The organism is Leeia speluncae, from assembly GCF_020564625.1.
GTDB classification, from domain to species: domain Bacteria; phylum Pseudomonadota; class Gammaproteobacteria; order Burkholderiales; family Leeiaceae; genus Leeia; species Leeia speluncae.
Genome location: NZ_JAJBZT010000005.1, coordinates 265,845 through 283,094 on the forward strand (window position 1 = coordinate 265,845; position 17,250 = coordinate 283,094).

Below are 17,250 nucleotides of genomic sequence, written 5' to 3' on the forward strand. Positions count from 1 at the left end.
CTCCTAAGCTACCTAAGCCACCTTTGCGAATGTGGTTAAATTGTAGGCAAATGCACACCCTCCAACTCTTTGGAAAATAACGCTTCCAGTGTTAGCGCCTGTTGCACATCCACCAACTCACCACCAGATGCTTTAATTGCCTCTAATGCACTCCAGAGATCTTCCTTTTGTACCGTCCAGCGCTTTCGCCCACCAGTCTCTGGGACAATATCTGCATTAAAGGCCTCGCCAAAGTAACGGATATGCGCCTCACTTGAACGCTTTGCAATTTCAGATGGCGTTTGAACCATCACTAGCCGGCCATTTAATATCAGCCCAAATCGATCGGCAATTCGCTCAACATCAAACAGCACATGCGAAGAGAAAAATAGCGTACCGCCGCCAGCTTTATATTCAGAAAGCAAATCCACGACTAGCTTTCGGCCTACTGGATCCAAGCCTGAAAGCGGCTCATCTAGCACCAATAGTCTAGGATTGACTGCCATTGCTTGTGCTAATGCAGTTCGCTGTGCCATTCCTTTAGAAAACTTATAAATAGGCTTATCTGCGACATCTGCAATGCCAAATCGGTCCAGCCATCTCATAATGTATTGTTTACGATTATCTGGCTTGACCTGATGAAAGTACAACATGCCATCAACACATTCAAACGGTGTTAATCGATCATATAAATTATTAGTTTCTGCCACATACGCAACTCCAACTCTAGCACTAGGTTTTGTTGGTGGCTGGCCAAACAAAAGCACATCACCTGAGCTCGGTGCATATAGTCCCATTAGAGATTTTATCGTACTGCTTTTACCTGCCCCATTCGGACCAATAAATCCAAAAACCTCGCCCTGGCTAACCGATAAATTAATATCTTCAAGAATTGTCTTTTGACGCCACTTTTGTCTGACTATCTTGGTTAAATGGCGCAACTCAATCGCAACACTCACAAACAAATCCTTATTTCTGATTAACTAACCGGACTTTACCGCGCTCATCAATAACAAATCTTGCACCCAACGGATCCATAGGCTCATGCTCAATTAGTTGTTGAGTCATCAGATCATCCCAACTTGTTGGCAAATGGCCTACCCTCTGTTGATAGGTTGCTATGCTTTGCGTCAACTTTACTACCAATTGATTTCTAGCTTTTTGCTGCTCAAGATATTTCTTAAACTCTGGATCACCAGCTTGAGAGATCAAAAGATCTAATGCTTTCTCTGCAACTTCCGGTGTTGGCGTCCTTGCGTACCATTTCGCAGCAATTACCTGTAAAGCGACTTTAAATTGAGGGGCAGCAACGGCTGCTTTTTCAACCAGTTTAGCGGCACCAAGATAATCATCCTTAAACTGCTGTAAATTAAACCCCGCATAAAAATAAGGGAATGGATCTTTTTTTCTTGCCTCTGCAGCATTCAATAAAATCTGCTGAGTTTGGTCAACATACCCCATCCACGGCAGGGTAGCTTCTGCCACATAGTAATTATCTTCATGCGCAGGCAATAAAACAGACACCTGCTTTTGTAGCTCCATCACCGCAGAACGCGTTTCTGGTGCCATTTGCTGTGTAGAAGAAACTAACACTCGCATGAAAAGTAAATTTCCAGCAAGGTGAGAATCCCCCCCCGCAAGAAAAATAGAAGCAGGTGCTGGGAGAACAACATCCGGATGGCTTAAATTGCGCTGATAATTTTTAGCCTCATAAACCTGATCCTTTGTTAGAGACACATATATGCCACCAAAAAGGATCAGTAAAGCCAATTGAATCAGGACATCAACGCGGATTGTCTTGCTGCTTGCCATCAACCATTTCCCTTAACGCTACCGCCACACGTGCCAACACATCAGACCACGGCTCCCACGGACCTTGTTGACGGAACATTTTTATCGTTGGATAAAAATGGCTACTTTCACCTTCCGTCCCCCACCTAAAATCAGTATGTACCGCATAATTTAATAACCACACTGGCTTACCTAAGGCAGCTGCAAGATGGACAATTCCTGTATCAGGTGCAATCACTAGATCTAGGTTCATGATTAACGCAGCGGTATCTAATAAGCTCTCACACAATGCGCCACCATTCACTAACCTCTCTAAAAAGGCAGGCGCCTGAAATACTTGGTTGGACGCATCATCTTTTTGCAGTGAAATTAGGCTAACCCCTTCGACATCCAATAAAGATAACCAGTCCTTTAAATGCGTAGACCTGAAATGGTCTGCTTGTAAACCAGGGTTTCCTGCCCAAACAATGCCTACTTTTAATCCCGGCAATTCTTTTAGCTGCGTTGCATACTTTAAAGTTAACTCTTCTGGGACATTTAGATATGAATGATCAACAGGTGTAGCTGGCTTTTCTGACTCCCATTCAGCATACAGTTGCATAACTGGCCGAATACACTCATAGTCCCGCTCATATTCTTCAATTCCATTTAGCTCAATCAGTTCATAATCATGTGTTTGTACATTTAATAGGGGAAGAATGTCTTTTCCTACAGCTAATCGGCAGCCTTTTTTTCCAATTTTATTTAGCATTCTCCAAGCCTGGATTAGGTCTCCTAAACCTTGGTCCTGATAAATAAGTACCTGCTCTGGCAATATCGCATCAAGATTCCCCCTTGATGAAATACGAGGATTTAAACCGATCGCATAATTCTTCCAGCCTTCGGAATATATGCCGCACCGAATCTGCATCCATCCAATTACCCAATGAAGATGTCGCTTGTTTTCCTCATCTAATGTTTGCATTACCTCCAGAAGTGGTTTAAGCACCTCTTCAATATTGCCACCTAAGTGGCCAAATTGAATTAATGCATCAACTACATTTTCTTTATCAAGAGCATTGATATCAAAGGAATTCTCAGTTACAAGGCATTCATAGCGTTGCCTTGCCTCATCTTTCAAACTTAATTGTCCCATTGATAAAATAAACATGATTTCTTGAGAAAATGACAACTCATTTCTTAGTTTAATCAATTTAAAAGAGGCCAACCAACCAAGATAAGGCGAACGACATTTTAGTGAAATTTCTTGAAGCAGCTCCCAACCTGGTTCAAAAGCAGGATAAAACTTTAAGAATCGCTCCAAGTAATCAACGGCAACCAATAACTTCCCATTATTAATACTAAACAAAGCCAAATAATAAAATGCTCTAACATCTTTATCCGCAATAAGAAGCAACTCTTCTTCTAAATGCAACTTTTCTGCAAGTAGAGACTTTTTTAATACATAAGCAACATAAGCTCGTGCAAGGATTATCTCAATTTGATTTGGATACGCCTGATTAGCATTTGTCACTAGGTTCGCCCAATCTATTGAACGATTCCCTCCTTGCACACAAACTTGTGACAATATCCATGCATGCGCAAAACATGGCGAATTCGATAATATAAAATTGTTCGCTAGACTTACTTGTGCTTGGGCATCGTTGAAAGCAAACAATGCTTCTTTTAGTCCGTCAGCAAATGTTGGATTCTCAATTTGATCAAACGCGCCCTTTAAAGCATCTATAAGCACATTGTCATTACACTCAAGCGCCCTCAACCACACCCAGTCTGGCAATTGATTTTGGCCAGCCAAACTCATTGCAAATAGGCTTTTCCAATCAGGTGTAAAATATGTATTCAAATATTGACCAGCTACATCAGATAACAATGCATGAGAACGGCGCCAATCAATCAAAGCAGATGTTAGATCATTTTTTATAAATGAAGACCATTCCACGGCAGAGGATCGGCGGAATATCCTCATGCTTTGATACCATGAGGAAGGCTTTTCAGAAGTCCCCCATCGCCAGTCTTGCCCCTGCTCACTAATTAGCATCCACACAGGCACACCCAAGGCGCCCGCAAGATGTGCAACAGATGTATCAACTGAAATTACCAAATCTAACTGACTAATTAATGCTGCAGAGTCAGCAAAACTCTCAAATTTATCGCCCACACGATGAATGCAAGCCCATCCCTCATACATTTTTGGAACATCAAACTCATGTTGGCAAATAAACCAATCGATCTCCGGTATCGCAAAGAGTTGGCAAAAACTCTTCCACGTTGTAGAACGAAAATGATCCCACCCATGGTTAGGGTTACCTTTCCAAATAATCCCTACTTTAGGATAACGACACTTTTCTAATGCTGAAGCCCACTTCAATTCAGAATTTTTCGGAATGGATAAATAGGCTGACTCCGCCACGGGCCCTTCACTATCTAACATAGCTGGCAAATCCATCATCCGAATTTGCGCAGTCACCATATCTAAAGAAACTTCTTCTGAACCTTCTAGTGCGCCGGAATGATCCTGATTCATGGAGGGAGAAAATAACCCCATTAACTGCGGAGATAAATTTAAAATTGTACGGATGCCCATTTGATGAAGCCGCGCAATGTAGCGGGCACACATAATGACATCTCCCGCTCCTTGCTCTCCATGAATCAGCAACACCAAATCAGATGCTATATGACCATCCCATGCTGGGAGATGCATTAACTCTGGATACTTATATAATTCCTCTGCTGCATCTGCTCTACAGCGATACAGAGGCCACCCTTTTTCATAATCTCCTTGTATTAAATAGGCTAAACCCACAGTAAACAGAAGCATCTGATCTTCAACAGGAAATAAATCTTTCCTCTGTATGAATAAGTTTGTTAGTAAAGAATAAGCCGGTGCGACAAACGCTGCTGCAGAAATTTCTGTAAGGGTTGCAGTAGTGGCATCTTCAATTGCAATATTTGTTAGTTTTTCAATACCCCGGTTTGAAGAATCGAAAAGATTTGCCATCCATACAGCAGAGGCTACAGAAGACTGCTGTGTAGCTAAATCTGATACCAAAGACCAACGTTCAGTTTCTGCAATATATAAGAAATTTCGACGGCTATTCACTAATAAGTCGAAGTATAAACCGCGATATTCAATAACATTTATATCAAGTTCATATGCCCGCTTCGCATGGGTGAGTGCAGAAAGGCTTTTTGCCGTATGAAAGTAACAAAAGGATAACAAATAATGGATATGTGCATTTAGCTCGTTCTCTTTCAGCAACGAATGCCAATGAGGAATCGCCTCAGCAAACCGGCCATTTTGCATGGCCATTACTGAAAAATTGTACTTAACGGCAGATACATCTGCAGCTAGTACTAAGGCTCGTTTGTAAGCATCATAAGCTTCTGCTACTTGCCCCAAAGACTGATGGCAAACCCCAACTTGAAACCAATAGTCTCCGGAACTTTCATTCAATTGCTTTAAACGAAGCAATGCTTCTTTGAATTGCCCATCAGCAATTAGTGCTTTAATTTCACCCATATAGAGAGGCCCATATATTTAATTATTCGAATTTTCTTCTATTTAGCAAAAGAATCGCCATCATTAAGATGAGACCAGCATAACTCATATTCGCCGTAATATTACTCAAGACTTGGGACACCGAGTAATCAACACCATACAAGACACTATCACGCCAATCTAAACGAGACAGATCTGGAATAATCCATTTCAGCCAGAGCAAAGGGGATGTTAAAGATTGCTTTAATTGTGAAGCAGCATCAGGATCAAACAAAATATAGTTAATCGCGGCATGTATACTTCTGGCCGAAATCGCAAAGATGAATGAGAGTACAAATGCAAGAAAAGGGGTTTTACTGATGACAATAAACAAGAACATCACCGAGACAATTAGCAGTTGCTCTATAAATGAACCGATGAACACAAGCGGAAGATGCTGTATGACCGGCTGAGATAATCCAGGATATTTCTGAAGCCCCCATTTCGCCATTAAATACATACAGCCATATGAGATCATTTGGAACACAAGAACAAAGCTAACAACAGCAAGCCAACGCCCAACAAGCAATAAAATACGATGAACAGGCAACACGAGCACACTATTAATTAGTTTTCTATCGATATCTGCGGCGAACATCAACTGAGCAATCGTTAGCCCGACAAAAAGCCCTAGCACTCTAGTCGCACTGATACCGATATCAATTGAAACAATACTTGGTTGCCTAGGTGAAAACGCATTGGCAACAAACATTGAAACAGCAACACAAAAAACACAAAACAATACTAATGGCCATACTTTACTTCTTAACGCCATTTTAAGTGTTTGAATATAAAAAACGACCAAGCTCATTGCTAAGCCTTACTTTTTGGGCAATAGAAAAAGAAAAAGCACCTCATAGAGGTGCTTTTCTGAGATCAAAACTGATTAGCAACCAGTAGTAGTAGAGCTAATTGTCGCAGCAGAAGTCCAAGAACCACTTGATGCAACTGCGCCGCCAGCAGTGCTGCCGCCGTACTTGATATTACCTTTATTAGAGCCGGCGCATACACCAACTTGAGTTGCATCTTGAGTGTAGTCCATTACAACGTTCGCAGAACATTGCTGAGTGAAGCCTGCCTTAATAAAGTTTGTACCTGAAGCAACTGCTACAGAAGTACCAGATCCGTTACATACTGCGGTTGCACCTGCAGTAGTAGATGCCAAAGAAATTACTGCTGCACCAGCCAAGAAACCAATTTTTAACGCTGTTTGCTTATCCATTACTTATCACTCCAAAATATTTTTTGCTGTTTTAAACTCAGAACACAAATTCAAAAACAATACAAATTATGTATTTGAGTTTGCAGTTGCATTGGTCAAGAAGTTGCGAGCGTCTGACTGAGCAGCTTTGTTTTCGCCTTTTTTGGTGTACTCACTGAACTGAGGAATCGCAATAGCAGCCAAGATACCGATAATTGCAACAACGATCATTAGTTCGATCAGAGTAAAACCTTTTTGCAGCTTTTTCATTTAAACACCTCTTTCAAAGAATGGGCTGTTAATTCACAAACAGCATGTGGCCACTTAAACCATGCATAAATCATGCCAGCAACATTAAACAAACTCAAGATCATTCAATAATATTAATAAAAATTAATGATTTGAAATGCTTAATGTTAAAAAATTTCTAGCATCCGTAATAGCTGCTTTGTTTTCAGCCTTTGCCTGAGACTCTGCAAACATAGGAATGCTGATCATAGCAAGGATTCCGAGAATACATAGGACTAGCATGATTTCTATCATTGTAAAACCGCTATGTTTCATTTGTGACATAAACCAATGCCTAGTCTGGAATTTGCTATTTAATCATGAATTAGCAATTTTCATGCCTGATTCGACTTAAAGCACCCGATCCCCGCCCCCATACTCAACCAAAACAACACTACATTTAGACCACGCATGCCATCATCAGGGAGATTTCTAAACACAAATAGGATTATCATTAATACTAAGAATAATTTTGGGAAATGAGTGACTGCATTCGCATCTTTAAAATTGTGTTTTACCACATACAAGACCGTCCCTAGCCATATCACCAGTCCAGTCAATCCAATGATCCCGGATTGTAAAAATCGATTCATAAATACGTTATGCCCATGCGATACAAATATGGGCAACATATTCGCGGGGCGAAAGCCTGCATAAGTTTGGCTTGGAACCTCCCAACCCATACCCACCCCCACCCAAGGCGACTTCATTCCTTGTTCAATCCAGAACTGCCAAATTTTGTAACGTTCTGTTTTGAAAAAAACTTGCCACCAACTGCCTTCCGTCGACAAAGTTGTCTCATTCATCACCATTCGCCAATCAGCGGGTTTAAACATCGAAGAATAGCGATACAAAAGTAGACTAAATATGCTCAATAGTAATATCGCTATGACACGCTTTTTATATCCAGCATCTTTTCTCACCATCGCTATTACACAAAAGCACATTAGGGGAAAGACAAGGTGAATAATTCTAATCTGCAGGCATAAAATTAATATCAAGATAAAAACTAAAAACAATATATAAAACTTAAGATACTTATCTGAACATGCAACTAGACCAATCAAACCAAGCGGCAGCAGAAATGACAAAATAGTGCTAAATAATACAGGGTCAAATACTGACATAAAATCTTCAGCGTTTAATAGACTATATAGCCCCAGCACCAATACAACTACAGCCGCAATGCGTTGATACTGCATAGCCGAATAAGGTGCCGCGCGTGTAACCGATGCGGCGAACAACATAGCGGCACCAGGCAGAACAGCATCCAGTCCCCATACCTTCCAAGAATACCCAGCCTTTAAGCTCCATAGATTTGCAAATGCCGTAGCTACACAATAAATGATCCAACCATATAAAATCGGCCTAGGAAAATCTTTGACTCCACCTATAGCAATCGCGCCAACAATTAATACGAGTGACGCAACTAAATATTTAATTAAATCGACTAGCTTCCAATTTCCATCTGCAATAATCCAAAAAAATGAATCAATTTGCGAAAAAACACTCCAGCGAGTATTTAAAAACACGAATGCAACAACAAAAATAAGCAGTGCTTGCAGTGATTCTGTTTTCATACAGATCCAAAATAGAAAAGGCCCAAAAGGGCCTTATGGTAAATCGTCTGGAACAACATGACAAAGAATTATCCCAGCAGTGTCTGCAACTCACCACTTTGGAACATTTCTTTCATGATGTCTGAACCACCAACAAACTCACCATTGACATACAACTGAGGAATCGTTGGCCAGCTAGCATATTCCTTGATGCCTTGACGAACTTCAGCATCTTCTAGCACATTCACTGCGACAAATTCATTGACGCCGCAGGCTTTTAGGATCTGAACAGCCATAGAAGAGAAGCCGCACTGCGGAAAAGTAGGTGTGCCTTTCATATAAAGCACAACTTTATTACCAGTTACTGTTTGGTGAATTTGCTCTTGCACGCTCATTTTTTTACTCCATATACAATTAGATTAGCGACTCTTTACAAGCAAAACGCCCTAAAATAGTCGAGTAATTTTGTCGGGATTTTATTCGGGGTGACGCTGAGCGTCAACTATTAGCAAAATGCGTCAGTCATATTATGACAAATAGCCGAATATCGCTCCCTAACAGCCACAACCAACTACGGCCATGACCAATTTTTTCGCCAAGCACCTAATACAAGGTTAGGGTACTCTGGCTTGCCTAAACTGCCGTTGTATCGACCTAAGGCACGATACAGATCACCTTTCTCGATATTGAGATAGTGACGCAAAATGGTGCATCCAAATCGAAGACTCGTCGCCTCATCAAATAGATTGTGGTTTTCATTCCCTATTTGCTTTACCCAAAAAGGCATCACCTGCATCAAGCCTTTTGCACCGACAGAGGAAATCGCATATTTCTTAAAACCACTTTCTACTTGAATAAGCCCAAGCACCATTTGCGGGTCGAGCCCCGCTCTGGATGCCTCGTACTGCACCATAGTAAGCAAGCGTCTCCGCATAAACTCATCTGGCACGCGCTTTTCAAGTCGACGCATCATTTCTGTCAACCATGCATCGCCTTCCGCTTTGGTTGGAAAAATCAGCTTTGGCTCACGTGAATCATTAATTGCTTGTTGCATTGCGGTTTGCACTGCAGGCGCCAAAATTTCTTTTTCTTGGCGGCCAGCAATGCAATCTTTAGCAAACAATGCCAACAACACAAAAGATGACATTAGCAATTTTTGTCGCAATGTGACGTTTTTCGTCAGTTTCTGCATGCCGCTGTAATTCTTAAGCATCAACAATCAGATTAAACCGCCATGTTAGATTGGATCAATGCTAGCGCCTCTCCAACTGGCAACTCTTTCACTTCACCGGTTGCGCGGATTGCAAACTCCACAATCCCTTTTTCCAACCCTTTGCCGCCTACGGTGACACGGAATGGGATACCTAATAGCTCCATATCGGCAAACTTCACGCCAGGACGCTCAGCGCGGTCGTCTAGCAATACATCGACACCCGCAGCCAACAAAGATTGGTATAGGGAATCCGCCGTTTCAGCAACTTGAGGGTTTTTATCTGCTGCAACAGGGACAATTGCCAACGTAAATGGCGCCATGGCAGCAGGGAAGATAATCCCTTTATCGTCATTGTTTTGCTCGATACATGCTGCCACCACGCGAGAAATACCAATGCCGTAGCAACCCATTTCCATCGGCACACTCTGACCATCCGCATCAAGGTAGGTACATTGCATCGCTTCAGAGTATTTAGTGCGCAGTTGGAAAATATGGCCAACTTCAATACCACGACAAATTTCTAATACGCCTTTGCCGTCAGGCGATTGATCACCTTCCACTACATTACGGATATCAGCAACAAGTGGTTCAGGGATATCACGGCCAATATTGGCACCGGTAAAGTGCATATCATCTTCGTTGGCACCAATGACGAAATCGCCCATACGGTCTACTGTGCGATCCATAATCACCGTACCAGGGAAGTTCACAGGCCCCAATGAACCAGGTGCCGCACCAAACGCTTCCACAATGGATTCAGGTGTAGAGAACGCGAGCGGTGACTTCACCTGTGGTAATTTTTCAGCTTTGATCTCATTTAGAGAGTGATCACCGCGCACCATCAGCAAGACAGGCTTGCCATCGACACCGTCCACCACCACCGCTTTAACCGTCTTCTCTACTGGAATTTTTAAGAAATCAGCTAGTTGAGCAATGGTTTTTACGCCAGGTGTATGTACTTTTGTCATGCTCTCCGCCGCTGCTGGGCGAGCATGCGCAGGAGAAACAGCCTCTGCTAATTCAATATTGGCCGCAAAATCTGACGTAGGACACCAAACAATGGCATCTTCACCAGAATCTGCCAGCACTTGGAATTCATGCGAACCGGTACCACCAATAGAACCCGTATCTGCTGCGACTGGGCGGAATTTTAAACCTAGACGGGTAAACACATTGCAGTACGCGTTGTAATAATCCCAGTAGGTTTTTTCTAAGCTAGCAAAATCTGTATGGAATGAGTAACCGTCTTTCATTACAAACTCGCGCGCGCGCATCACCCCAAAACGTGGGCGAATCTCATCGCGGAATTTGGTTTGAATTTGATATAGGTTCACAGGAAGCTGTCTGTAACTCTTGATGTCACGACGCACAACGTCCGTTACCACTTCTTCGTGGGTAGGGCCGATAACAAAATCGCGCTCATGGCGATCTTTTAAGCGAAGCAGTTCTTTGCCGTAAAACTCCCAACGGCCGGATTCTTGCCACAGTTCAGCAGGTTGAACAGCTGGCATCAACAGTTCTAACGCTTTCGCGGTTTTTGCCATTTCGTCACGAACAACGGCTTCCACTTTACGCAACACTTTAAGACCGACAGGCATCCAAGTATATAAGCCGCTGCCCAAGCGCTTAATTAAACCAGCACGAATCATCAGGCGATGCGAAATTAACTCTGCTTCCGCAGGAGCTTCTTTAAGAGTGGTAATCAGATATTGGCTGGCGCGCATGGTCTAAACTCTTCCAATCATTCCAAAAAAATCAATAACTTCGCATTTTAAGTCCTAGCAAGCAATTTGTCAGCGAAAGGTTGGTGGTTAAACGCGCAAAATTTTACATGCCATTGGTTTAAACAGAAATAATTCACATTCCTTTCATGGATTTGTCACTACAATTTAGGTACGATGACGAGATTTTTAAATTTTTTGAAGGTTTGCCTCATGCTGTACCCCGAACTGTTTGCATCTTTAGAAAAAGCCCGCTGGGATTTAGAGACTGATATTCCTTGGAGCTCGTTCGAGGCTGACAAGCTGAGTGACGAACAAGCGATGACCATTAAGATGAACGCCATCACCGAGTGGTCGGCTTTACCAGCAACCGAAATGTTCCTACGCGACAACCGCGATGACAGCGACTTTTCTGCGTTCATGTCGATCTGGTTTTACGAAGAACAAAAGCATGCGCTAGTCCTGATGGAATACCTACGCCGTTTCCGTCCAGACCTATGCCCTACCGAAGAAGAACTACACAAAGTTCGCTTTGAGTTCGATCCTGCACCAAAACTAGAAACCTTGATGCTGCATTTTTGCGGTGAGGTACGTTTAACGCAATGGTACCGTCGTGCAAGCGAATGGCACACAGAGCCAGTGATTAAATTCATTTATGAAACCATCAGCCGCGACGAAGCACGTCACGGTGGCGCTTACTTAAAGTACATGAAAAAAGCCATTGAGATTGATGGCAATGAAGCAAAACGTGCATTTACTAAAATTGGCGTATTAATGGCTTCTAGCGGTCGTGCTAGCAAACCATTGCACCCTACTAACTTGCACGTGAACGAATCTCTATTCCCTAACGACACCATTCAAAGCCGACTTCCAAATCCAGAATGGCTAGAACACTGGTTAGATCATCAGATTGATTTCAACAAAGACTGCGAAGCACGTGTTGTTGGTGGCATTTTGCGTAATCTATCCAGCTTATTTGATCAGCAATTTGAGAACGTTCAACAATTGAACCTGTATCGCAAATCATTAAACAAAGCAGCTAGCGCAGAATGAGTTACAACAGCCCTTCTTTTGAGCAAAAAATCATTGCGCCAGCAGATTTAGCTGGCGCGATCACCCGCCTGCCAAGACCACTAGTGTTTACAAATGGTTGTTTTGATATTTTGCATAGAGGGCATGTTACTTATTTAGCACAAGCACGTGCTTTAGGCGCCGGTCTGATTGTCGCCTTAAATTCGGATGCGTCTGTCAAACGGCTTGGCAAAGGCGATGACAGACCAATCAACCCACTTGAAAATCGCTTGGCCGTGATTGCCGCTTTAGAATGCGTATCAGCTGTTACTTGGTTTGAAGAAGATACGCCAATCGAGCGGATCTTGCAGATTCAGCCAAATATTTTGGTCAAAGGTGGAGATTGGGCGCCTGAAAATATTGTTGGCGCACCAGAAGTGATTCAGTGGGGCGGAAGCGTTCACAGCATTCCATTCCTATTTGATACTTCCACGACTGCAACATTGAAGAAAATTAGACTCGCCGAAGGAAGTCACTAAATCGATGGAAAAGGTGGATGCAAGCCACCTTTTCATCTTTATTAGTTAGAGGCAGGTTGTTCTACTTTGCCGTTCTTGTCTTTTGGCAAGTATAACGGTCCTTTAATACCACATGCGGTCAACCCAAGTACAAGCGCACCAGTTAAAGTCAATAAAGACATTTTTCTTAACATAATCGGGATCTTTACTAGAATTACGGTAAATATGACGTAATATGTTAGCATGAAGTCGTGACAATGACTTTGCCATTCACATACTGTTTTATCTCTCAGGATTTCATCAATTGGAAGAATCTCAATTCTTAGCAATCACCGACCAAATTTTTGATCAGATCATGTCTGCATTAGACGACTCAGGGGAGGATATCGAATGCCTGCTTTCGGGTAACGTATTAGATATTGAGTGCGAAAATGGCAGTAAAATTATTGTTAATCGCCATACTCCTAATCAAGAAATCTGGATTGCGGCAAAAAGTGGTGGCTTTCATTTTAAGTTAAAAAATGAAAAATGGATGGATAGCCGGTCAGATGATGAGTTTTTTGCCAGTCTAAAGCGTGTACTAAAAGAGCAAACCGGCGTAGACTTTACGATTGAATAACCATATCGCCTAAAGGGCTAAGTAGACAACACTTATGTTCTCCTTTTTCAAGAAAAAGGGTTCTAACACGGAAGAATCCGTCCTACCCGATTATCCACAAGTAGTCAGACCTAGTGGACAGGTAGAGGTATTGTCAGCCCCCGCAGAACCAGAAACGCCTTCTACCGAGGAGTTAGAAACCGATTTCATCGATGACACATTGATGGATCCAACCTCCACACTAGACCCTGTGGACGTTTCAATCCTAGATGAAGCAGCTATTCTCTATGCCAATGAACAAGACCGGGATGCAAGAGAGCTAATTGAGGCTCAGTTACAATCCGATTCAGCCACTGATATTGAACTTTGGCTGATGCTATTTGAGCTTTATCAGTTACAAGATGAAAAGCAACTCTTCGAACAACTAGCGTTGCAATTTGTCATGCGTTTTGAACGCACTGCACCTATTTGGCGCGATTCCGGCAAAAAAGTAAAAGCGGCACCAGAGACACAAGGCGTCATGTCGCTTCCACCATTAATTGACATTACGCATACCCGAGTTCTTCTTCAACAGCTTCAGCAACTACTTAAAAAGTTTGAAGAAGTGACGATTGATTGCCAAGCAATTACGCAATTAGCACCCGAAGGCTGCAAGTTACTTCACCAAGCACTCACCACGGTCCGTAAAAGTAATAAAAAACTCTCTTTTCGTTCTGCCGCAGTATTTGACTCTGCATTAAACGGTAAATTAGAGGTAGGCAGACCGTCGCCGGATGATCTTGTCTTCTGGTTACTCAAACTAGAGCTATTGCAATGGCTAGATGATCAGGAAAACTTCGAAAATACAGCGGTCGATTTTGCTGTCACCTATGAAGTATCCCCTCCTTCTTGGGAACCGCCCAAGCAAGTAGTAAAACCAGTTACTCCCGCGCATTTGCAAACGACTGCATTCACAGCAGATGAAGACCAATTTGCGCTAGATGGCGTCTATACCGCACTCAAAACGGCTGAACTCGACAAATTAGTTGAGTTTGCCAAAGAACGTTCGACGATTAGCATTAGTTGCTTAAAGCTAGAGCGGATTGACTTTGTTGCGGCAGGACATTTGTTACATATGATTGTGCAAATGCAGCAACAAGGAAAAGAGATTCACCTCCGACATGTCTCTCATTTAGTCGGCGCCCTATTTAGAGTGCTAGACATGCACGCATTCTGTCGTATTCATTACCGAAAATAAACCGCTCTACCACTTGAGATTTCTCTGTCTGCCCCTATTTGAAGTAGATCTAGAATAGGAAGTAAGCGCATGCAGCAATTTGACGGTACAACCATTTTATCTGTTCGCCGCGGCAATCAAGTCGCACTCGGTGGTGACGGCCAAGTCACCCTTGGCAATATTGTCATCAAATCAACCGCTCGGAAAATTCGCAGGTTATATCACGAACAAATTTTAGCGGGCTTTGCAGGTGGAACGGCAGATGCGTTTACACTATTTGAGCGCTTTGAAGGCAAATTAGAAAAACATCAAGGCCACCTATTACGTGCGGCAGTGGAGCTTGCCAAAGATTGGCGAACAGACCGCATGCTTCGCAGATTAGAAGCCATGCTTGCGGTTGCCAACCGTGACCACACCTTAATTATCACGGGTAATGGCGACGTTCTCGAACCTGAACTAGGCATTGCAGCAATTGGTTCTGGTGGTGCTTATGCACAATCTGCCGCCCGCGCACTTTGGGAAAATACCGAACTCAGCCCAGCAGAGATTGTGAAAAAATCGCTCACCATTGCAGGCGATCTTTGTATTTATACCAATCAGAATCATCTGATCGAGACATTAGATTAATCAGCAAAAAGTACCCACTTTTTGTTTACGTCATTGGATTTCCTCATGAGCATGACTCCTCAAGAAATCGTCCACGAATTGGACAAACACATTATCGGGCAACAAGCAGCTAAGAAAGCGGTTGCCATCGCGCTGAGAAATCGCTGGCGTCGTCAGCAAGTAGCAGAGCCTCTTCGCCATGAGATCACACCTAAGAATATCTTAATGATTGGACCTACTGGCGTGGGTAAAACAGAAATTGCCCGCCGCTTGGCCAAATTAGCAGATGCGCCTTTCATCAAAATTGAAGCAACAAAATTTACAGAAGTGGGCTATGTCGGCCGTGATGTAGATAGCATCGTGCGCGATTTAGTAGAAATGGCCATCAAACAGACACGTGAAACAGAAGCAAAAAAACAGCGTCACCATGCGGAAGATCGCGCAGAAGATCGCGTGTTAGATGCATTACTTCCGCCGCGTCAAACCGGTTTTGGCTTGGAAGAAGATAAAACAGAAGATACTGCGACGCGCCAAAAATTCCGCAAAATGCTTCGTGAAGGCAAATTAGACGATAAAGAAATTGAGATCGAACTGGATGCGCCAAAAATGACGGCGGAAATTTTTGCGCCACCAGGCATGGAAGATCTGACTAGCCAAATTCAAGGCATGTTCCAGAATATGGGCAATCAGCGCAAAAAAAGTCAAAAATTATCAGTGAAAGAAGCATATAAACTACTCATTGATGAAGAAGCAGGCAAATTAGTTAACGATGAAGAAGTAAAAGCAAAAGCGCTAAAAAACGTTGAGCAAAACGGCATCGTGTTTTTGGATGAAATCGACAAAATCACTAGCCGATCAGATGGGCAAAATAGTGGCGAGGTTTCTCGCCAAGGTGTTCAACGCGACCTACTGCCGTTAGTAGAAGGTACAACCATTACAACAAAATATGGCATGGTAAAAACAGACCATATCTTATTTATTGCGAGTGGTGCCTTTCATTTGGCCAAACCGTCTGATTTGATTCCTGAATTACAAGGTCGCTTCCCGATCCGTGTGGAATTAGAATCTTTATCGGTAAAAGATTTTGAAAGCATTCTCACCAGCACCGATGCTTGTTTAACCAAGCAATACCAAGCTTTGTTAGCTACGGAAGGGGTTTCACTTGAGTTCACACCAGATGCAATTCATCGCTTAGCTGAAATTGCTTGGTCCGTAAATGAAAAAACCGAAAATATTGGCGCAAGACGGTTACACACCGTGCTAGAAAGACTGCTAGAAGAGATTAGCTTTCAATGTGCCAATGAAACTGAAAAACAGATCACACTAACGGCTGCTGAAGTAGATGCTCAACTTGGCATGCTAGTACAAAACGAGGATCTAGCGCGTTACGTGCTCTAAGATTTTTAAACAGACGATCCAACAGGCCCATTTATATGGGCCTGTACTTTTTTGAGCAACAAAAACCCTATGCCTATTATGGGCATCGCTTACCAAATAAAGGTGAATAAATGATTACTGTCGGACAAACATTACCAGCTGGGTTGCTAACAGAATTCGTTGAAGTAGAAGGCAACGGATGCAGCGTTGGGCCAAATCAATTTGAGGTTAGCGAACTAGTTAAAGATAAAACCATTGTTATCTTCGGTCTACCTGGCGCATTTACACCAACCTGCTCGGCAAAACACCTGCCTGGCTATATTTCTCAAATTGAAGCGTTTAAAGCAAAAGGTGTGGATGAAGTATGGTGCTTTGCCGTAAATGATGCTTTTGTAATGCATGCATGGGGCGTTCAGCAAGGCGCAAGTGGCAAAGTACGTATGATGGCAGATGGAAGCGCCGCTTACACACAAGCATTAGGACTCACCCTTGATCTAACCACTCGCCATATGGGTGTTCGCTGCCAGCGTTTTGCGATGATTGTTAAAAATGGCGTTGTATCGCAAGTTGCGGTTGAAGCAGCCGGCCAATTTGAAGTCAGCAGTGCAGAGGCCATTTTAAATCTTTTATAAGA

General features: G+C 42.8%; 18 protein-coding genes and 1 pseudogene. 7 read left to right on the plus strand and 12 right to left on the minus strand.

From position 1 onward, the window contains the following. Positions 1-35: 35 nt before the first annotated feature. From LIN78_RS11030 to LIN78_RS11080, 11 genes and pseudogenes are all read right to left on the minus strand, one after another. Entirely contained in the window at positions 36-938 is a 903-nt protein-coding gene (locus LIN78_RS11030; protein WP_227180866.1) for an ABC transporter ATP-binding protein, read from the minus strand. Between the two features lie 10 nt (positions 939-948). Then, positions 949-1,791, minus strand: a complete 843-nt coding sequence (locus tag LIN78_RS11035) for a hypothetical protein (RefSeq protein WP_227180868.1) — start codon at positions 1,789-1,791, stop codon at positions 949-951. Beyond that, complete coding sequence (locus tag LIN78_RS11040; protein WP_227180870.1) at positions 1,763-5,080, minus strand: glycosyltransferase family 9 protein; 3,318 nt, start codon at positions 5,078-5,080, stop codon at positions 1,763-1,765. The genes LIN78_RS11035 and LIN78_RS11040 overlap by 29 nt, the downstream gene beginning before the upstream one ends. 232 nt (positions 5,081-5,312) lie before the next feature. Further along, positions 5,313-6,119 carry an ABC transporter permease gene (locus tag LIN78_RS11045; RefSeq protein WP_227180871.1) on the minus strand — a complete coding sequence of 269 codons (807 nt, stop codon included), beginning with the start codon at positions 6,117-6,119 and terminating at the stop codon, positions 5,313-5,315. Positions 6,120-6,194: 75 nt separating this feature from the next. Beyond that, the gene (locus LIN78_RS11050; protein ID WP_227180872.1) at positions 6,195-6,530 is read right to left on the minus strand and encodes a hypothetical protein; all 336 of its coding nucleotides are present in this window, start codon (positions 6,528-6,530) and stop codon (positions 6,195-6,197) included. A gap of 132 nt (positions 6,531-6,662) precedes the next feature. Continuing rightward, a pseudogene (locus LIN78_RS11055) lies at positions 6,663-6,779 on the minus strand (prepilin-type N-terminal cleavage/methylation domain-containing protein); the annotation flags it as partial. A gap of 123 nt (positions 6,780-6,902) precedes the next feature. Further along, on the minus strand, positions 6,903-7,082 hold the full coding sequence (locus tag LIN78_RS11060; RefSeq protein WP_227180874.1) for a type IV pilin protein: 180 nt from the start codon (positions 7,080-7,082) through the stop codon (positions 6,903-6,905). Between the two features lie 50 nt (positions 7,083-7,132). Beyond that, positions 7,133-8,377: an O-antigen ligase family protein gene (locus LIN78_RS11065; RefSeq protein WP_227180875.1), complete on the minus strand. Its 1,245-nt coding sequence runs from the start codon at positions 8,375-8,377 to the stop codon at positions 7,133-7,135. A 68-nt stretch (positions 8,378-8,445) separates the two neighbouring features. Beyond that, entirely contained in the window at positions 8,446-8,751 is a 306-nt protein-coding gene (grxD, locus tag LIN78_RS11070) for a Grx4 family monothiol glutaredoxin (protein ID WP_227180876.1), read from the minus strand. Positions 8,752-8,927: 176 nt separating this feature from the next. After that, positions 8,928-9,548, minus strand: a complete 621-nt coding sequence (locus LIN78_RS11075) for a lytic transglycosylase domain-containing protein (protein WP_227180877.1) — start codon at positions 9,546-9,548, stop codon at positions 8,928-8,930. A gap of 32 nt (positions 9,549-9,580) precedes the next feature. Continuing rightward, the gene (locus LIN78_RS11080; RefSeq protein ID WP_227180878.1) at positions 9,581-11,293 is read right to left on the minus strand and encodes a proline--tRNA ligase; all 1,713 of its coding nucleotides are present in this window, start codon (positions 11,291-11,293) and stop codon (positions 9,581-9,583) included. A gap of 210 nt (positions 11,294-11,503) precedes the next feature. Here LIN78_RS11080 and LIN78_RS11085 point away from each other — a divergent pair, with 210 nt between their 5' ends. After that, a complete protein-coding gene (locus LIN78_RS11085; RefSeq protein WP_227180879.1) occupies positions 11,504-12,343 on the plus strand; it encodes an acyl-ACP desaturase in 840 nt (279 codons plus the stop codon). After that, positions 12,340-12,840 carry a D-glycero-beta-D-manno-heptose 1-phosphate adenylyltransferase gene (gene rfaE2 / locus LIN78_RS11090; RefSeq protein WP_227180880.1) on the plus strand — a complete coding sequence of 167 codons (501 nt, stop codon included), beginning with the start codon at positions 12,340-12,342 and terminating at the stop codon, positions 12,838-12,840. Before LIN78_RS11085 ends, rfaE2 begins: the two co-directional genes overlap by 4 nt. A 41-nt stretch (positions 12,841-12,881) precedes the next feature. Here rfaE2 and lptM read toward each other — a convergent pair whose 3' ends face one another. Next, complete coding sequence (gene lptM / locus LIN78_RS11095) at positions 12,882-13,001, minus strand: LPS translocon maturation chaperone LptM (RefSeq protein WP_227180882.1); 120 nt, start codon at positions 12,999-13,001, stop codon at positions 12,882-12,884. A 122-nt stretch (positions 13,002-13,123) separates the two neighbouring features. Here lptM and cyaY point away from each other — a divergent pair, with 122 nt between their 5' ends. The 5 genes from cyaY to LIN78_RS11120 all read left to right on the plus strand — a co-directional run bounded on the left by cyaY (position 13,124) and on the right by LIN78_RS11120 (position 17,248). Then, on the plus strand, positions 13,124-13,438 hold the full coding sequence (gene cyaY / locus LIN78_RS11100; protein WP_227180883.1) for an iron donor protein CyaY: 315 nt from the start codon (positions 13,124-13,126) through the stop codon (positions 13,436-13,438). Between the two features lie 34 nt (positions 13,439-13,472). Further along, on the plus strand, positions 13,473-14,654 hold the full coding sequence (locus LIN78_RS11105; protein WP_227180884.1) for an STAS domain-containing protein: 1,182 nt from the start codon (positions 13,473-13,475) through the stop codon (positions 14,652-14,654). A gap of 69 nt (positions 14,655-14,723) precedes the next feature. Beyond that, positions 14,724-15,260 (plus strand): ATP-dependent protease subunit HslV, encoded by a 537-nt coding sequence (gene hslV / locus LIN78_RS11110; protein ID WP_227180885.1) that lies wholly within the window; start codon positions 14,724-14,726, stop codon positions 15,258-15,260. A 45-nt stretch (positions 15,261-15,305) separates the two neighbouring features. After that, positions 15,306-16,637 carry an ATP-dependent protease ATPase subunit HslU gene (gene hslU, locus LIN78_RS11115; RefSeq protein WP_444543519.1) on the plus strand — a complete coding sequence of 444 codons (1,332 nt, stop codon included), beginning with the start codon at positions 15,306-15,308 and terminating at the stop codon, positions 16,635-16,637. 110 nt (positions 16,638-16,747) lie between these two features. Continuing rightward, entirely contained in the window at positions 16,748-17,248 is a 501-nt protein-coding gene (locus tag LIN78_RS11120; protein ID WP_227180887.1) for a peroxiredoxin, read from the plus strand. Positions 17,249-17,250 lie beyond the last annotated feature (2 nt).